This window comes from Brevibacillus sp. SAFN-007a, assembly GCF_051967035.1.
In the GTDB taxonomy this organism is placed as follows: Bacteria; Bacillota; Bacilli; order Brevibacillales; family Brevibacillaceae; genus Brevibacillus.
The window spans coordinates 42271-58534 of record NZ_JBQCKK010000005.1 but is presented as its reverse complement, the minus strand read 5'-3'; the positions used below and the strand labels follow the sequence as shown (position 1 = coordinate 58534).

At 55.7% G+C, this 16264-nt stretch carries 18 protein-coding genes and 2 riboswitches; of the genes, 13 read left to right on the top strand and 5 right to left on the bottom strand.

Annotated elements, in window-relative coordinates; translation table 11 throughout:
* Window positions 1-294 precede the first annotated feature (294 nt).
* The 4 genes from zwf to ACTHO6_RS08195 all read left to right on the top strand — a co-directional run bounded on the left by zwf (window position 295) and on the right by ACTHO6_RS08195 (window position 5544).
* Window positions 295-1794, top strand: a complete 1500-nt coding sequence (zwf, locus tag ACTHO6_RS08210) for a glucose-6-phosphate dehydrogenase (protein ID WP_440241057.1) — start codon at window positions 295-297, stop codon at window positions 1792-1794.
* Between the two features lie 169 nt (window positions 1795-1963).
* Complete coding sequence (locus ACTHO6_RS08205) at window positions 1964-3016, top strand: Gfo/Idh/MocA family protein (RefSeq protein WP_440241056.1); 1053 nt, start codon at window positions 1964-1966, stop codon at window positions 3014-3016.
* A complete protein-coding gene (locus tag ACTHO6_RS08200) occupies window positions 3003-3626 on the top strand; it encodes a cyclase family protein (RefSeq protein ID WP_440241055.1) in 624 nt (207 codons plus the stop codon). The genes ACTHO6_RS08205 and ACTHO6_RS08200 overlap by 14 nt, the downstream gene beginning before the upstream one ends.
* A gap of 98 nt (window positions 3627-3724) precedes the next feature.
* Window positions 3725-3831, top strand: a riboswitch (SAM riboswitch).
* Window positions 3832-4094: 263 nt separating this feature from the next.
* A riboswitch (SAM riboswitch) is annotated at window positions 4095-4202 on the top strand.
* Between the two features lie 79 nt (window positions 4203-4281).
* Window positions 4282-5544 (top strand): homoserine dehydrogenase, encoded by a 1263-nt coding sequence (locus tag ACTHO6_RS08195; protein ID WP_440241054.1) that lies wholly within the window; start codon window positions 4282-4284, stop codon window positions 5542-5544.
* 32 nt (window positions 5545-5576) lie between these two features.
* Here the strand turns inward: ACTHO6_RS08195 and ACTHO6_RS08190 are convergent, their stop codons facing one another.
* Complete coding sequence (locus ACTHO6_RS08190) at window positions 5577-6719, bottom strand: CapA family protein (RefSeq protein ID WP_440241053.1); 1143 nt, start codon at window positions 6717-6719, stop codon at window positions 5577-5579.
* A 78-nt stretch (window positions 6720-6797) separates the two neighbouring features.
* Between ACTHO6_RS08190 and ACTHO6_RS08185 the strand changes: the two genes are divergently transcribed.
* From ACTHO6_RS08185 to ACTHO6_RS08175, 3 genes are all read left to right on the top strand, one after another.
* Window positions 6798-7604 carry a VOC family protein gene (locus ACTHO6_RS08185; RefSeq protein WP_440241052.1) on the top strand — a complete coding sequence of 269 codons (807 nt, stop codon included), beginning with the start codon at window positions 6798-6800 and terminating at the stop codon, window positions 7602-7604.
* 42 nt (window positions 7605-7646) lie between these two features.
* Complete coding sequence (locus tag ACTHO6_RS08180) at window positions 7647-8054, top strand: NUDIX hydrolase (protein ID WP_440241051.1); 408 nt, start codon at window positions 7647-7649, stop codon at window positions 8052-8054.
* A 160-nt stretch (window positions 8055-8214) separates the two neighbouring features.
* Complete coding sequence (locus ACTHO6_RS08175; RefSeq protein WP_440241050.1) at window positions 8215-8730, top strand: alpha/beta hydrolase; 516 nt, start codon at window positions 8215-8217, stop codon at window positions 8728-8730.
* 150 nt (window positions 8731-8880) lie between these two features.
* Here ACTHO6_RS08175 and ACTHO6_RS08170 read toward each other — a convergent pair whose 3' ends face one another.
* The gene (locus ACTHO6_RS08170) at window positions 8881-9363 is read right to left on the bottom strand and encodes a CcdC family protein (protein ID WP_440241049.1); all 483 of its coding nucleotides are present in this window, start codon (window positions 9361-9363) and stop codon (window positions 8881-8883) included.
* Between the two features lie 108 nt (window positions 9364-9471).
* Window positions 9472-10668, bottom strand: coding sequence for an MFS transporter (locus ACTHO6_RS08165; protein ID WP_440241048.1), 1197 nt, complete (start codon window positions 10666-10668; stop codon window positions 9472-9474).
* Between the two features lie 199 nt (window positions 10669-10867).
* Between ACTHO6_RS08165 and ACTHO6_RS08160 the strand changes: the two genes are divergently transcribed.
* Together ACTHO6_RS08160 and ACTHO6_RS08155 are read left to right on the top strand one after the other, a co-directional pair.
* Entirely contained in the window at window positions 10868-11548 is a 681-nt protein-coding gene (locus ACTHO6_RS08160) for a CPBP family intramembrane glutamic endopeptidase (protein WP_440241047.1), read from the top strand.
* Between the two features lie 28 nt (window positions 11549-11576).
* Window positions 11577-12119, top strand: a complete 543-nt coding sequence (locus ACTHO6_RS08155) for an RNA 2'-phosphotransferase (RefSeq protein ID WP_440241046.1) — start codon at window positions 11577-11579, stop codon at window positions 12117-12119.
* Window positions 12120-12124: 5 nt separating this feature from the next.
* Here the strand turns inward: ACTHO6_RS08155 and ACTHO6_RS08150 are convergent, their stop codons facing one another.
* The gene (locus tag ACTHO6_RS08150; protein WP_440241045.1) at window positions 12125-12673 is read right to left on the bottom strand and encodes a DUF309 domain-containing protein; all 549 of its coding nucleotides are present in this window, start codon (window positions 12671-12673) and stop codon (window positions 12125-12127) included.
* A 169-nt stretch (window positions 12674-12842) separates the two neighbouring features.
* Between ACTHO6_RS08150 and ACTHO6_RS08145 the strand changes: the two genes are divergently transcribed.
* Window positions 12843-13091 (top strand): hypothetical protein, encoded by a 249-nt coding sequence (locus ACTHO6_RS08145; RefSeq protein WP_440241044.1) that lies wholly within the window; start codon window positions 12843-12845, stop codon window positions 13089-13091.
* Window positions 13092-13145: 54 nt separating this feature from the next.
* Here the strand turns inward: ACTHO6_RS08145 and ACTHO6_RS08140 are convergent, their stop codons facing one another.
* A complete protein-coding gene (locus ACTHO6_RS08140; protein WP_005829753.1) occupies window positions 13146-13316 on the bottom strand; it encodes a YjzC family protein in 171 nt (56 codons plus the stop codon).
* A 137-nt stretch (window positions 13317-13453) separates the two neighbouring features.
* On the opposite strand from ACTHO6_RS08140, the gene ACTHO6_RS08135 reads away from it, so the two are divergent.
* The 3 genes from ACTHO6_RS08135 (at window position 13454) to ACTHO6_RS08125 (ending at window position 16219) form a co-directional block, all read left to right on the top strand.
* Window positions 13454-14398 carry a GntR family transcriptional regulator gene (locus tag ACTHO6_RS08135; protein ID WP_440241043.1) on the top strand — a complete coding sequence of 315 codons (945 nt, stop codon included), beginning with the start codon at window positions 13454-13456 and terminating at the stop codon, window positions 14396-14398.
* Between the two features lie 536 nt (window positions 14399-14934).
* A complete protein-coding gene (locus tag ACTHO6_RS08130) occupies window positions 14935-15285 on the top strand; it encodes a DUF4870 domain-containing protein (RefSeq protein WP_440241042.1) in 351 nt (116 codons plus the stop codon).
* Between the two features lie 160 nt (window positions 15286-15445).
* Window positions 15446-16219: an enoyl-CoA hydratase/isomerase family protein gene (locus tag ACTHO6_RS08125; protein ID WP_440241041.1), complete on the top strand. Its 774-nt coding sequence runs from the start codon at window positions 15446-15448 to the stop codon at window positions 16217-16219.
* Window positions 16220-16264: the final 45 nt, after the last annotated feature.

The window sequence follows — 16264 nt, the reverse complement described above, 5'->3', positions numbered from 1 at the left end:
ACGAGCGGTGATAGACGCCCGCCAGCTCATCATCAATGGGCTCGCGGGGACAAAACGAAAGCATCATGGAAACCTCCTTTTCGGGTTCTGGCAGCGTCAACTGCATGCAGGGAAGCAAGGTGAATAGTACATGTATATGACCTGTTCCTCGCGTCCCATGCCGTGACAGCGTGAGATCGAAAAAACAATTCTTTCTCGTGTTTTACTTGATAAAGGGAACGTTTTCTCTAATAATAACGGTGTGTACCACCCATGTATTCCGCATGGCAAGCGTACGGAAGGAAGGAAACGCATATGGAACCGATGAGCTTTGTCCTTTTTGGTGCAACAGGAGATTTGGCGAAACGCAAAATCTTTCCTGCCTTGTTCAATTTGTATGTCGATCAAAAGCTGCCTGCCGCCTTTTCCGTTGTCGGAGTGGGCAGGAGGGCTTGGTCTGATTCAGCGTTTAGACAAAGCGTGGAGCAGTCCATCCGGGATTTTTCCCGCCGTCGCGAGATCGACGGGGAGCTGCTGGAGCGATTTTTGTCGGCGTTTTCGTATGTAGCAGCCGATGTGACGGATGAAGCGGCATACGCGACGTTGCGTGAACGGATCGAGCAACGGGAACAGGAGTTCAACCTCCCGCAAAATCGCATGTTTTATCTGTCGGTGGCGCCCGAGTTTTTCGAGGTCATTGCGGCCAACATCCGCCAAAGCGGCTTGGGCTCCCCAAAAGGCTGGAAGCGCCTGATTATCGAAAAGCCGTTTGGACGGGACCTGAAATCGGCTGAAGACCTGAATCAAAAGCTGACAAAAGCGTTTTCCGAAGAAGAGATTTACCGGATCGATCATTACTTGGGGAAGGCCATGGTCCAGAATCTGGAGGCACTGGAGTTTGCCAACCCTGTTTTTGCCGCGCTGTGGAACAATCGGCACATCGCAAACGTGCAGATCACAGCCAGCGAAACGGTTGGCGTGGAGGAGCGGGCCGCCTATTACGAGCAGGCCGGGGCACTCCGCGACATGGTGCAAAACCACATGCTGCAAATGCTGATGATGGTCGCCATGCACATTCCCAAGCGGATCACGGCAACAGATATTCGAGCGCAAAAGCGCAAGGTGATGGAGGCTGTGCGGCCGCTGGCCATAGAAGACGTGGCGAAAAACGTCGTTCGCGCCCAGTATAGCGCGGGGCGAATCGGAGAGACTCCGGTTGTCGGCTACCGGGACGAGCCTGGAGTATCGCCTGCATCCATGACGGAAACGTATATAGCCGCACGGGTCTGGATTGACGATCCGTTTTGGAGCGGGGTGCCTTTTTACATTCGCACAGGAAAGCGGTTGAAGGAAAAAGCAACCCGTATCGTCATCGAATTCAAAAACCCTTTGGAGCGGCTTTACCGGGAGAAGCAGGAAAAGACAGCGCCCAACTTGCTCATCATCAACGTGCACCCCGAAGAAGGAATCGCCTTGCAGTTGAATAGTAAAAATCCGGTCCACAGCGACAAGCTTGAGCCGGTCACGGTTGATTTCAGCTCAGGCCACAAGGACGTTCCGGAAGCGTACGAGCGGCTATTGTTCGATGCGCTGCGCGGAGATTCCACCTACTTCGCCCATTGGAACGAAGTGCGCCTGGCGTGGCAATGGGTGGAGCCGATTCTTGCGGCCTTCGAGCGCAATCTCGTCCCGCTTGTGTCGTATGAGGCTGGTTCGTACGGGCCTGAGGCAGCGCGCGATTTGCTTCGGGAAGAAGGGTTTTCCTGGTGGCTGGATCACGTAGCCGAACGGGAGCTGGAGCCAGCGCATCGGTAAAGTCTGACGGGAGTGCGGCCTGTGCCATCCGCCAGAGCTTCGCGCTTTGGTGGAAGCAGCGAAAAAGCGTCCGCCAGTCTGCCGATTGCGGCGAACCAGGGAAAAAGCTGTCTGGTCAAGTCCGTCAGCTTCGGCGAACCAGCGAAAAAGAGAAGGGGGAAAGCGATTCATGCGATTTGGCGTAATCGGCACCAACTGGATTACAGAGGAATTCATCCAGGCAGGTCTTACGGTAGAAGGCTTTTCCCTGCAAGCGGTTTGTTCGCGAACGATTGAGCGCGCCAAGGAATTCGCCGACAAGTTCGCGGCTCCTTTTTGCTATACCGATCCGATACAGATGGCAGCGAGCGGACAGATCGACGCTGTCTATATTGCCAGCCCCAATTGCTTTCATGCCGAGCAGGCTATCCAGTGCATGAGCTTGGGGCTGCACGTGCTGTGTGAAAAGCCGCTCGCCTCGAACGCGGATGAGGTAGCGGCGATGCTCGCGGCGGCAAAAAAGCATGATGTGCTGCTCATGGAAGCAGTCAAATCTACGCTTTTGCCCAACTTTGTGACGATTCAGCACCATTTGCCCAAGCTGGGCAAGATTCGCCGCTTGGTCGCCAGCCTTTGTCAGTATTCCTCCCGTTACGATGCCTACCGTGCGGGTGAGGTTCAGCGGGCTTTTGACCCAGCTTATTCCAACGGGGCCTTGATGGATATCGGGATCTACTGCCTGTATCCTGCGATCGTGCTGTTTGGCAAGCCCAAGCAGGTCAAGGCGGAAGGCGTCGTGTTGGCGTCAGGGGTAGACGGGGCGGGCAGCATGCTGTTGAAGTACGAAGAGATGGATGCCATCCTCGGCTTTTCCAAGATTACGACTTCTTATCAGCCGGCAGAGATTCAGGGGGAGGATGCCACGATGGTGATTGATAAAATCAACCACCTGACACGCATCGAGATTCGCTACCGGGACGGCAGGAGCGAGGATGTGACCAGGCCCCAGACGTTGCCACCCATGCATTACGAAATCAGGGAGTTCATCCGGCTGGCTGCGGTGGGCGCCAGAGAGTCGACAACGAATTCTCATGCAGCCTCCAGATGGACGATGGAAGTCATGGACGAGGCGAGAAGACAAATCGGCGTCGTCTTTCCGGCCGATCTGCGAGGAAGAAGCAGGCCGACGGAGACAGGAAAAAACGAGCGAAACGGGGAGGCGAAGGGCAATGAAAATGTATGATGTGACCGCGCCTATTTTTGAAGGGATGACGGTGTACAAAAACAAGCCGGAGAAGCAGCCGAGGATTTTGTCCGCAACCAACGGCTATGTAACCGAATCGAGAATCGATATGGATGTGCATGCTGGCACGCACGTGGACGCACCGCTGCACATGGTGCAGGGTGGCGAGACGCTGGAAAGCATTCCGCTGGAAAAGCTGGTAGGAAACTGCCGCGTGCTCGACCTGACGCATGTGCAGGACAAGATCGGGCGGGCGGAGCTGGAAGGCTGCGACATTGCCCCCGGAGAGTTTGTCCTGTTTCAAACGAAAAATTCGTGGGAGGATGCCTTTTCGTTCGAGTTCGTCTATTTGGCCCGAGACGGCGCGGAGTATTTGGCGGAAAAGGGCGTGCGCGGCGTCGGCACAGATGCACTGGGGATTGAGCGCAGCCAGGAAGGACACCCGACCCATAAGACATTGTTTGGCGCAGGCGTCATTGTGATCGAGGGATTGCGGCTTCGCGAAGTGCCTGCCGGAAACTACTTTATGGTCGCGGCCCCGTTGAAGCTGATTGGTACAGATGCGGCTCCGGCAAGGGTGCTGCTGTTTGAAGGCTGGCAGGGAACATAGGCGGACGATTTGCAGACGCCTTTTTACGGCGGGCACAGAAAGAATTTTGTTGACGAATCCGATGGAATTTCTTAGAATAGGCTCAACAACAAACACAGTTCTTATCCAGAGAGGTGGAGGGTCTGGCCCGATGAAGCCCGGCAACCGTTGCATGTGCGACAAGGTGCCAATTCCTGCGGGGCGTTTTCGCCTCGAAAGATAAGAAGCGGGTCCATCGTAGCAGTCAAGGCGAACCTTCTTCTTAGCGAAGAAGGTTTTTTTGATGTTCGACTATGCGGCAGGTCTGCAAATGCCCAAGCGGAAACGTAAACGGAGGAGGAAGCGTCCAGTCCGGGCGGCAATCATTTCGGAGCGTTCCTGTACAGGGATGGACAAAAAGCGGGGAAGCAGCCTGCTGGACGTTTTGCTTGGCAACAGGCAATGGCTACGCCGCTTCCTTAGAGAAGAAAGAGCAAAAATTCAACATGTTCTTTATCCAGAGAGGTGGAGGGACTGGCCCGATGAAGCCCGGCAACCGTTGCATGCTGCAACAAGGTGCCAATTCCTGCAGGGCGGAAGCGTCCTGGGAGATAAGGAGAGGGATTCGTCGATGCAAGCCTTCTTCTTAGCGGGAAGGTTTTTTCTTTTTACGAAAATGGGCGATGAGGTGGTAGACATGAGCGCAGGCGTAGTCAAGGTAGGGTTGCTAGGTTTGGGAACAGTAGGGGGCGGCGTCATCAAAACGATTCGGTCGCAGCAGGAAAAGCTGGCCGCTCGATTGGGCAAACGAATCGAGATTGTCAAAGCGTTGGTCCGCGATTCGGAAAAAGAACGGGCCGTTCAGGTAGATCCCGCGCTGTTGACTACAGATTTTGAGGAGGTGCTGAAAAGTGACGTGGACATTGTTGTCGAGGTCATGGGGGGCGTCGAGCCGACGTACGACTACGTGCGCGCCCTGATCGAAAAAGGCTGCCATGTGGTGACCGCGAACAAGGAGTTGCTTGCCAAACGCGGCACAGAGCTGGTCGATTTGGCCAACCGGCATCAGGTTCATTTGGCCTACGAGGCGAGTGTGGCGGGCGGCATTCCGATTTTGAGCGTGCTGCGGCAGTTTCTGCGCACGAACGATATACACGGAGTGCGCGGCATTCTCAACGGCACGACGAACTTCATCCTGACGAAAATGGAAGCGGAGCAGCTGCCCTATCAGGAAGTGCTGAAGCAGGCCCAGGAGCTGGGGTATGCGGAAGCCGACCCGCGTTCTGACGTGGAAGGATACGACGCGATGTACAAACTGTACATTCTTGCGCAGCTTGTGTACGGCGAATCGCTGCCGCTTACCCATGTCGTGCGCAAAGGAATCTCGGATTTGTCTCCCGGCCACATCCGCATCGCAAGCGAGCTGGGCTACCGGATCAAGCTGATTGCCCAGGCGCAGAAAACGGAGCAGGGAATCCGGCTTTCCGTTCAGCCGACCATGCTGCCTGTCGCCCATCCGCTGGCGCAAATCCAGGATGCCTTCAACGCTGTACAGCTTTCCGGAAACATCGTTGGCGATCTGCTGTTTACGGGCAGAGGCGCAGGGGAACTGCCAACCGCAAGCGCCGTTGTGGAAGACTTGGCGTATTTGTTGACGCAGCCATTTACTCCGCATCCGGCCTGGAAGGAACAAACGGCGGTAGCGCAGCCGAATCAGGCGCAGGACGAACGCGTGCTGTGTTATCTCGAAGGCTCGTGTCCCGCCGCGACCCCTGATCGCGTCCTGCATTTCTTGCGCGAGTCGGGCGTGAATGTGACGAAGCTGAAAGTGCAATTCGACCTGGGCGGTGTGCTGCGGGCAGGACTGATCGTAACGGGGATTTGCGAAGAGCACGAGGAAATGCTGACACGCGATTTCGGTCTGGCTGTGCGCTGCTTCCCGCTGCTTGAATCAGCGTAAAAGGAAAACCGGCAATCGGTCGCGCCCGCTTTTCATGAGCGGGCCTGCACGCGACCGTCTGGGTCAATCTGGACATTTTCCGAGAGCGATTCGATTCGCTTGCGCAAGGCGGCTCCCTCTGTGACGTCCATTGGTACGGCTTGTCCCAGTTCGGCGTGGAAGGGAAGCATCGTCAGGTCGCAGACGGCGTCTTTCGTACAGCTTGCTTGCAGCACCATCGTTTCCCATGTTTTCGGCTCGGTCGAGCGCGTGAAAATGAAGTTGCCCAGACTGTAGGCGATCCATTTGCCACGATACTGCTCAAAGCCTTGCAGCACGTGCGGATGACCGCCGACGATCAGGTCCGCGCCTGCGTCGATGTACGCTTTGGCGAGTTCTTTTTGGTGCGCGACGGGAAAATCTTCGCGCTCTTTGCCCCAGTGGGCGATCACCACGACGAGATCAGCCTGTGCTTTTGCCTGCTGGATGGCTGTTACCGCCAGAGCGGGATCGTAGGTTCCCGCCAGTCCCGGCGCGTTTTTTTGCGCAAACCAGCCCACTTCCGGTATGACCCGGCTGAAGCCGAGCAGGGCGAGCTTGATACCGTTTTTCTCCACAAACACTGGCGCGTAGGCGCGAGCGGCATCGACCCCGCCCCCGACATAGGCGATCCGGTGTTCCTCCAGCGCGGCGAACGTATCGAGCAAGCCGTCTACGCCCTGGTCCATCGAGTGGTTGTTCGCCAGATTGACCGCGTCGATTCCGGCGGCCTGCATGGCAGGCGCAGCCAAAGGGGAGGACTTGTAGACGTACGCTTTGTTGTCGGCGGGAGTTCCTCTGGTCGTAAGCGGCGTCTCCAGGTTGGCGATGGTGTAGTCATCCTGCAAAAACAGCTCGCGCACATGCGTGAACGGGTAGGCGTAGCCTTTTTCTCCTACTACTTTTTCCACATTTCCGGACATCATCACGTCCCCGACAAAGCTGAGCCGGACAGTCGGCTCTGGAGTAGCGACCGGCGCTGGTGCCGGATTGTCTGCGGGAGCCTCATGTTTGCCGAGCGCCGTGAAGCCGAGATAAGCGCCTGCCCCGAGGACGGCGAGCAAGCTGAAAAGCAGCGTGTTTTTCCCTGCCCGAAGCCACTTCGGTTTTGTCTGCCTTCGCCGGGAGCGCCTCCGGCTGAGATTCGTTTCGTTCATGTGTCTCCTTTCTTTGCTAACGAAAAGCTGGTATTTTTTATCCAGGATACAAGGTACTACGAAAAGAGGCGAAAAAAGATGCCATTGTCGTTTGACCATCTGGTTCATTTTGTCCATCGTCCGCCCGCAGAAGCAGCGCGGCTGTTTCGCGAGGCCGGGTTTCACGCTGTACCGGGAGGCAGGCACACCCAGTGGGGGACGTGGAACAGTCTCAGCTATTTTGGCTTGTCGTATGTGGAGTTTTTGGCCGTTGAGGATGCCGTCGTTGCCGAGCAATCCGACAATCCGCTCATCGCGCAGCTGGTCGCGGAGCACGAGCTTGGGGAAGGGCTTGGACAAATCGCCTTGCGCACCAGCGAAATGGATCGGTGGGTGGAGCGATTTCGCGCGCGTGGGCTGAAGCTGACAGGGCCAGTAGACGGCAGCCGCATAAGAGACGACGGCAAAACCTTGCGCTGGCGCATGCTGTTTGCCGAAGACCCGCAGACTGCGCGAAAGCTGCCGTTTTTGATTGAGTGGCAGGAGACAGACGAGGAGCGCCAGGCAGATTTGACGCAGCGCGGGATCATCGCTCCCCATCCGAACGGAGCCGCCGAGCTTCTGGCTGTCGGCTTCGCGGTCGCGGATGTGGACGCGGCTGCCGCGGACTGGACGCGGTGGTTCGGCTTGCCGGGCGGGGAAGTTTTCACGGATGAGCGACTGGGTGCGCGTTGCCTGTCGCTTGCGCTGCCCGGCGGAAGCATCGTCCTGTGTGAACCGACGCAGCCTGGGGTGGCCAAGCAGGCGTTAGCGGCTCGCGGCGAGCGTCCTTTTTTCGCGAAAATCGGCGCGGCGAATGCATGGCCGCTTTCGCTCGACATGTGCGGCGGAATGTATCTCACTTGACGGACAGCAAAAGCAAGAAATCGAAAACAAGGAGGCAAGCCTTTGCCTGTACCTAAGCATTCACTGTCTACCGCAGCGATCATTGTCAATGAGCGCAAGGAAGTGCTGCTGATAAAAGGCCCGAGGCGCGGCTGGGAGATGCCTGGCGGACAGGTGGAGGAAGGCGAGTCCATCCGGGCGGCAGCCATCCGGGAGACGAAGGAAGAGTGCGGCTTGGACATCGAAATTACGAAGTTTTGCGGCGTGTTTCAAAACGTGAGCAAGTCGATCTGCAATGTGCTGTTTTTAGCGAGGCCGATTGGCGGGAAGCTGATCGCGACGCCCGAGTGTCTGGAAGCCGGGTTTTTCCCGATTGAAGAGGCGCTAACAAAGGTTACGTGGAGCAACTTCCGGCAGCGAATCGAGTTGTGCTTGCAGGAAGAAAAGCACCCGTTTTACGTGGAGTTTTGAAGGAACACGCAGCTTGGGAAAGCGGCGTGGGCGTGCAGAGACGAAAATCCACGATTTGGCGCAGGAACGAGTGAAAGAAGCTGTCCGAAGGAGGACAGCTTTTTTGTGTGCGCAATATACGTGCAACATAACAACGTAGTCAGAGTTAGTGGAGGACGCTTTGACGTACATTCGCAAGAGCGGAGAGCAGCTTGGCATCGCGCGCGAGCGACTCGGGGTCTGGGTGTGCTCCGCCGGTGGCCCTGTCGGACTTCCGACTGCGCTGCGGAATAAGGCGGGTGACATTCGCTGTGTCGCCGCCTTGTACGCGATTATGGATTTGGGTAGCGCGCGAGCTGTGCTTCCTGATCTGGATGAGCAAACTTTGCGGGCTGCATCCGCACGGGTTGCGCTGGAGGAAGCGCCTGCAAACCTTCCGCCGCTTTTGGTAGCGAAAGCAGGGGCAGATCGGGCCGACTTGAACGCGACGATTGATGAATTCGTTTTGACCGCCTCCAAGCAAAATGTTTCTCTCGACTATTACCTTTATCCCGCCGGTCGCCACGCTTTCGATCTCTGGGATGACGATTTGCGGAGCAAGCAGATCATTACCCACACGGTAGCTTTTTTCCAACATCATTTGCTGGAAGCAAACAACGGTAACGAAAAACAACGGTTCGCTCACACCCGTGCGTAACGTTCCCCATCGATCATGACCAGCGTGTAGCGCGCTAACGGTGTCATCTCTTTCATCACGCACGGCGTCCAACCCATTTTCCGGAACAAAAAAGCAACCGGCCCCTCACCCAAAAGAGGAAGCCCGTTGCTTTTTCGTTTTCCCCACGCCTCATTGCGCGCCAAACGTCTTTTTCGTCAATTGCTTGTACATGTACAGCATCGCGATTCGCCAGGGGACGAGCATGCCAAAAGCGAGCAGGAAAAACAGTCCGCCCGTCTGAATCGGGGTAAAGCTGTCGTTGATGACCAGCTTGATAATCACCCGGATGAGCAACAGACCAGCCAGGATGAAGAAAAACGCCCGGGAGCGCTTGAGGTAGACGTCTTGGCCGATCACTTCAAAACGCGAAGTCATAATCAATGGAATCGAGAAAATCAGTCCCGTGACAAAGGCGGCCACATCGTACATCGGCGGGAGCGCCGCCTCCGGAAACAAAAACATGGCAAAGCCCGTCGCCATGAAGAAAGGCGGCAGAATGATGCTCTTCGCGGACACAGGCTTTTTTTGCCTGCGCATACGCACAAAGATGACCGCAGTCGCCATCAGGAGCGGAACCAGGATGCCGAATGCAGGGGAAGATAATAGCTGCATGGAAAAAACGCCTCCAGAGACTTGCCACATAGTTTCAACGTTGTTGTTTCTAGTGTACACCAAATGGCGGCATATGGAAAAGCCGTAGACAGGCGAACGGCGTTTTTGCTAGGCGGCTGCCTCGTCGCTTTGACGGACATCCAGCCTGTGCTTTTTGCTGTAGAGAAACGTCAACAGGCCGGACAAGAGCGTCAGCAAGCCGATAAACAGCAAGTAGCCGTTGATCCCGAGCAAATCCAGGCCGATTCCGGTGATCCCGAGCGCGAGCAGGAAACAGGCGCGATCCAGCATGCTTTTGAAAGAGAAAAACCGTCCGTGCTGGTGGGCGGGCAGCCGCTTCTGAAAGATCGTCGCGATCACCGGGAAAAAGAAGGCGACGACAAAGCCGAACAGGGAAAAAGAGGACAGCACCATCACTTTGTGATCGGCAAACGACATCCCGAATTGCGAGAGGGCAAAGAAAAACAGCATGAGTGTCGAGGCTGCGACCAGGTTTTTGCCGCCGATCCACCGCTTGGCAAGCAGACCGCCGATGAGGATGCTCGTTCCTTCTACGGCGTAAATCCAGCCCATGAGCTGAGGCGCCTGCTGGAGTTCGCTGAGGTTGAGAATCAACAAATTGATGCCGCCCAAAAACAGCGTAATCAACCCGTTGTTGATAAGCCCGACAAACAGCGCCGGGTCTTTGCGGGCCATCGTCAGCACTTCGCGAAACTCCACTTTTTCCTTCCGGTTGCGCGAGGCGACAGGAGGAATGCGCAGGAACAGCGTGACGACGGCGAGAATCGCGTACGCAAGCATCGAACAGACGTACAGCATGGACAGCTCCATGGAGGCGACGAGAATTCCCCCGAGGGCCGTTCCGCCGATGCGCGACAGCGTGGAAATGTTCAAGTAGGCGCTGTTCGCTTTCAGCAGTTCATCCTGGGTCAAGATGGCAGGCAGGGAGGCTTGCACGGTCGGAAAGTAAAACGCCGCCGACACTTGCATGACGATCAGCGAGACGATCATCCACACCATCGAATCGTAGGCGAGCGCGGGAAACATGCACACAGGGCTTAAAATTCGCGCCAGGCTGGCACAGAGCATGATTTTTCCTTTGTCGTACATGTCGATGACGACGCCTGCTTTCGGAGCAAGCAGGATGCTTGCGATCAGGCCGGTCATCAAAATCAGCCCCTTCACGGTTTCGGAAGGGATCAGGCTCTGCATGAACGACAAATTGGCAATAATGGAAATCCACATGCCTGCCCCAGCGACGATCTCGCCTGTCATCAGCAAGAGAAAGGTTCGGTTGCGCCACAAGAGGAGACCACTCCCTCTCTTTGATAAAGTTGTAACAAAAAAATTGAACCGATCGATTTTTTTCAAAACGGTATCACTCAGTATAGCATCTGCCCAAATATTTGTATATTGATTGTCAATCGATGTATGCTTCCTGGTAATAACGGGCACATTACAGGAAAAATGGGCGGCGATGATGCAGCAAAGGAGCTTATCGAACATGGCGCGAAAACGTACACTGCTTCTTTTGATCGGGTATGGGTTTGCTGCCACGCTCGCCATTTTTTACGGGCTGGTAGAGCGACACAGCTTGTTTGTCACGTTTGTTTCGTTTCATTTGGTGGTTTGTGTAGGAATCCCGCTTTTGCACGGCTGGTGGGAAAAAAGCTTGCAGGAGCACTGGCGCCTGGCATGGGGGCGCTTCGAAAAACGGGGGGCGCTTTTCGGGATCGGGCTGGGACTGCTGTTTTTCACAGGTATCCAGGCGGGGCTGTGGCTGGTTTTGCAGGCGGAGGGAAGGCCGGACATCGTGCGGGCCGGGCTGGAGTCGTGGGGGCTGAACCGCAACTGGGTCGGCTTGTTTGCGCTGTATCTGGTGGTCGTCAATTCGCTTCTGGAGGAGTTGTTCTGGCGAGGCTTTGTTTTGCAGCGAATGCTGCGTTCGCTCTCTCGTGTCGCCTCCGTCCTGCTCACGAGCTTTTTTTACACGTTGTACCACCTGATTATCACGACAGCCTTGTTCGGTTTTTGGCAAGGCTTGCTGCTTACGACCGCCGTGTACGGCGCCGGAGTGATCTGGGGCTGGATGAAGGGCGTGTTTCCGTCCATCTACCCGACCTGGTTCAGCCATTTGCTGGCGGATTTGGGCTTGGCATTGGCTGTTGTTTTCTGGATCTATTAGCGGGTCAAGAGAGGAAGGGGGAGGAATCTTGCTGGCGCAACAAGCGGAAATCACGCTGCGCAAACGGCTGCTCAGTATCCTGCGGCAAAAAAACGAGCACGTCCAGCTTTACTTCGATACATACGGTTTTACGCCGACAGGACCCTTGCTCGCTTCGTTGCGCGCGATCACGGGCTGGGCGAATCTCAGTCGCTCCGATCTGTGGCAGGTGGTGGAAAAGGACCCGGAGCGGCAGATCGAGTGGGACGGGGGCGAATGGATTCGCGCCACGTACGGCTTTGCGCCGACCAGGACGGCCGCTCGGCTCACAGAGGCAGAGCCGCCAGAGCGCCTGTATTACGGCACGCACGCCAAGCTGGTGTCGCAAGCGCTCAGCGAGGGACTTTTGCCGATCGCAAGCGAGCTTGTCCAGCTTGCTGGCAAGGTCGAAGACATCGGGTTGCCGGAGGACACACTCGCTTTGCTGACCGTGCAGGCGGCTCGGGCGCGGGATGCCGGCGTCCGCTTTTTCAAAGGGAGCGGAGCATTTTGGTTCAGTGAGGCGATTCCGGCCGTTTTTGTCGCAGAGTGATCGCATCAAGTCACGGAATCGGAATCGGAATCGTTCTGTTTTCCCTGGCGGAGCTGTAGCTGCCGCTCTCGTTCCGCGAGGACGTCGCTGCGGTCGCGCAAGGTGTGTTTGTGCAGCAAAAACGGATCGCTCATGTCGCTGTCGCGATACTCGGGTTGGTTTTGCTTGGCACAAGCGGCTTTGTAGGCGGCAATCAGTTCGGCTGCTTGCATCGGCAAGGCGATGCTGCGGTAGGGCAGACCGTTGTTGATCTCCTCCAGGCGCTCGGTCAGCAAGCGCTCCAGGGCGGTACTGTCCAAGCCCAGTCGTTCCACATCCTCGTGGTGCCGCTTCACGAGGGTGCAGGCGCTGGCAAGCATTTTGCGGGCGCCGGTTACGTTGCCGCGCCTATGGTGGTACAGCCCGACAGCAATTTGAATCAAGCCGACCCAGACAGACTGCCGCTCCTTTGGCGGGGCGCTTTTCCAATACTCTTCCAAAATTTCGTGGCACTCGAAATAGTCGCGTTCGACATGAAACTGAACCAGGTAGTCCAGATACGGCTCAGGATACATGATGGACTTCACCTCGCTCTTTTTGTAGAAAAAACGCCTCGACGCTTTCGGGCAAGCGGCTGCGCTTTTTGCCGTTACCCACAAGGTCGTGACCGCTCTGTTTTCAACGGTTTGTTTCTGTACTATATTATAAAGCATAGCGTAGAGAAATCGAGGTGGGAAACACGAGATGACAAGAGATGAACTGATGGCTGTCCTGGAGAAAAAGCGAATGACCGAGGTCATCGAGCTGATTGAGGATGCCGAGCGCGGCGATCTGGAGGAGCTTGAGCTGGTGGAGAGCCTGGGACTGCTCATGGATCAGGAGCTGAACAGGGAAGTCCTGGCCCTTCTGGAGAGCCTTGGCGTTACCATCGTCTATGTGAGTGGTGACGATGAGGACGAGGAAGACAGCGAAGACGAAGAAGACAAGGATTAAGAAGAAACCAACCTAGCTGTTTGCGGCCAGGTTGGTTTTCTTGCTGATGTGCCCCTACTTTTGGGTCCAGACCCGGTTTTTGTTGCGGGTCGCGGGAAACTTTTCGCCTTTGTCCAGTTCGATAATCATCGGGTCCTGCACGCTCGCGCCCGTTTCCCCGATTTCCATGTACACTGCGTTTTTGGGCGATTTGTCGCCTTCTCGAAAACGGCTTTGTTCTCCCATCAAGACACCTTCTTTCTCGCCATGTGTGATCTGCCTTAGTATGGCCGTCGCGGCGAGCTTCATGCTGCCAGCTTCTATTGACGTTCGATTCAAAATTCATATACGATGGTTTCAACGATGGATGAAGAGGTGAATTCATGCTACGCCTGACCCTGCAAAAGGATTCGAATGTTTCCTACCACGAACAGCTCTATCAACAAATTGCCTCCTCGATTCGCAGCGGAGAGCTTGCGCCCAATGAGCAGTTGCCGACGGTCAGAGAGCTGGCGGCGCAGCTGAAAATCAATTACAACACGGTCCGCAGCGTGTATCTACGCTTGCAGCAGGAAGGAATGGTCGATTCGCGCCAGGGGCGAGGGACCATCGTCAGCAACATTATCAACGATCCTCAACTGACCCGCAATCCCGCCCATCTCGCCTTGCTGGCGAAAGAGACGCTGCACAAAGTCAAGGCCATGGGGTATTCCATGGATGAATTTTCCCGCGTTCTCTCTTCCGTCATGCAGGAAATCAACCAGTTTCCCGTCCTGTTTTTACGGTTCACCGAGTTGGAGCTTGCCGAATATTTGCGTCTGGTGCAGTACCATCTCCCCAGCGTCATGCTGGAGGGGCGGACCTTCGATGATTTTTCCCAGCGAGTCGAACAGGACCCGAGCTTTTTGCAGCAATACAAGGCGATCGTTACTCATCCTTCCGTTAATTTGCGCATGAAGCACCGCTTGCCCCCCGAGGCTCCGCCTGTGGTCAGCCTCGATTTTATTCCCGATCCGACTACCGTCATCCCGGCCATGGAGGCGTATCCCCGCCATACCAAAGTCGGACTGGTTTGCGCAACGATCCGCGGCGCGGCTGGCATGATCCATGACTTGTACAATGCAGGCATCACGCATCTGGATATCCGGACGATCGAAGCGAATCATCCCGACGTGTTCGATCTGATCACGAATTGCGATGTCGTCTATATCTCGAAGCCAGGCTATATGGTCAGACCTCATTTGCTGACGTTGCCAAAAGTAAAAGAATATCAGGAAATTCCCGATCATCACGGGATCAATGCCCTGCGAAAAATTGTGACGCAATAAGGTTTTACGCCTACACGCCCTTATTTTCTGGTTCGTTGCCAGAGCTTTTTTAGGTTTTCCCCATCACCAAAATCGACCGGCAGCTGTCCTGCCGGTTTTGTTGTGTTTCAGACAGGACATCCGCTCATTTTGACCAAAGAATAGACAAGTGTACCATGCCGATGCACCTTCACCTACATACGTTGTAGATGTAACGAACAGGAGGGGGTGAGGTTCATGGGTTGCGGATGCAGAAAGTCTCATTGCAATTGCTACTACAAGAAGTGCTGCAAGAAGAAATACTACAAAAAACATTGCTACTACAAGCCTTACTACAGAACGGAATGTAAAACCGGCCGCAGCAGTTGCGGTCATCATCACCAATACGGAGAAAGCTGCGGACAAGGCGGTTACGGGTCCTCTTGGGGTGGACACGGTCACGACAGCAAATACTAATTCATCGAAAAAAGCGCCTTTTGCGGCGCTTTTTTCGTTTTTCCGCAAGTTTGCCCAGATGGCATCGTAGACTACAGTAACGAAGGAATGGGGGAATGCAAATGAACCATCTGGTCGGAAAAGAGGAGCGAATGTGGGCCATGATCGTGCATCTGTCCGCTCTGCTCGGCCTTCTTATCCCATTTGGCAATGTGCTGGGACCGCTGTTGCTCTGGCTGTTCAAACAAGACGAAGGCGTCTTTTTTCAGGAGCATGGAAAGGAAGCGCTCAATTTCGGTATCTCGGTCACGATTTACGCCGTCATTTCCAGCGTCCTCGTCCTTGTCTTGATCGGTGTGATCTTATGGGTGGCCCTGTTCTTGTTCTGGATCGTCTTTGTCGTGATCGCCGCTGTCCGGGCAAACGAAGGGAAAACCTATCGCTACCCGCTTACGTTTCGGTTCGTGAAATGAATCGGTGGGGCCAGGGAAGAGCCGTTCGCCCAGGACGGCTTTTTTCGTAATTTTCCTGCAAAAAGCAGGGTGAATGGTCATTCATCACGAAAATCTAGCAAGACAGCTTTGTTTAGGCGAGAGCGGAACATCGTCCCCATGGGAAGGAGAAGAGGCAAAAATGGAGCAAGAGGTCCAAACAAACCCGCTGTTGGTGAAAAAGGAAGAGGGAATTTGCACGATCACGCTCAATCGGCCCCGCGTGCTGAATGCGATGACGGTCGAGATGTTTTCGCTGTTGCAAAAGGCGCTGGCAGAGGCGGCGGATGATCCGGAGGTGGAAGTGCTCCTTCTGAGGGGAGCAGGCGGCAATTTTTGCTCCGGCGCTGATTTGACCGTACTGACCGCTTTGCGCGAGAAAAGCGAGGCGGATGAGGCGCTTGCGGTCATCAATGATTTTATTTGGCGGCTGCATCAGATGCCGAAGCCGGTGATTGCCGTCGTCGAAGGGGTTGCGGTCGGAGCGGGGCTCAACCTGGCGCTGCACGCCGATTTTGTCATTGCTGCGACCGATGCTGTGCTGCAGGAGCCGTTCGTCCAGATCGGACTCACTACCGATTTTGGCGGCACGTATTTGTTGCCGCAGCTGGTAGGAACCGCATGGGCCAAACGGCTGGCTCTGCTCGGGGAGAAGATTTCAGGGCAAACGGCCGAGAGAATCGGCTTGATCTATCGGGCGGTGGAGCCGGCGCTCATCGAGCAGGAGGTGGAAGCGCTGGTGGCTGCCGTGCGGCGTTTGCCGAGACAGGCCTATGCCGTCACGAAGGAGGGGTTGGGACGATGCCATTTTAATGGCCTGGAGTATGCGCTCGCCTGGGAAAAGCAGCAGCAGCCCGCTCTGGTCGCCGATCCCGCGTTTCAATCGCTCGTTCGCGCCAAAATGAAACGGACGTAAGCGCGACGGAGGCGTAAGGATGCTCGGCTCAGCTCGTGAATGCGC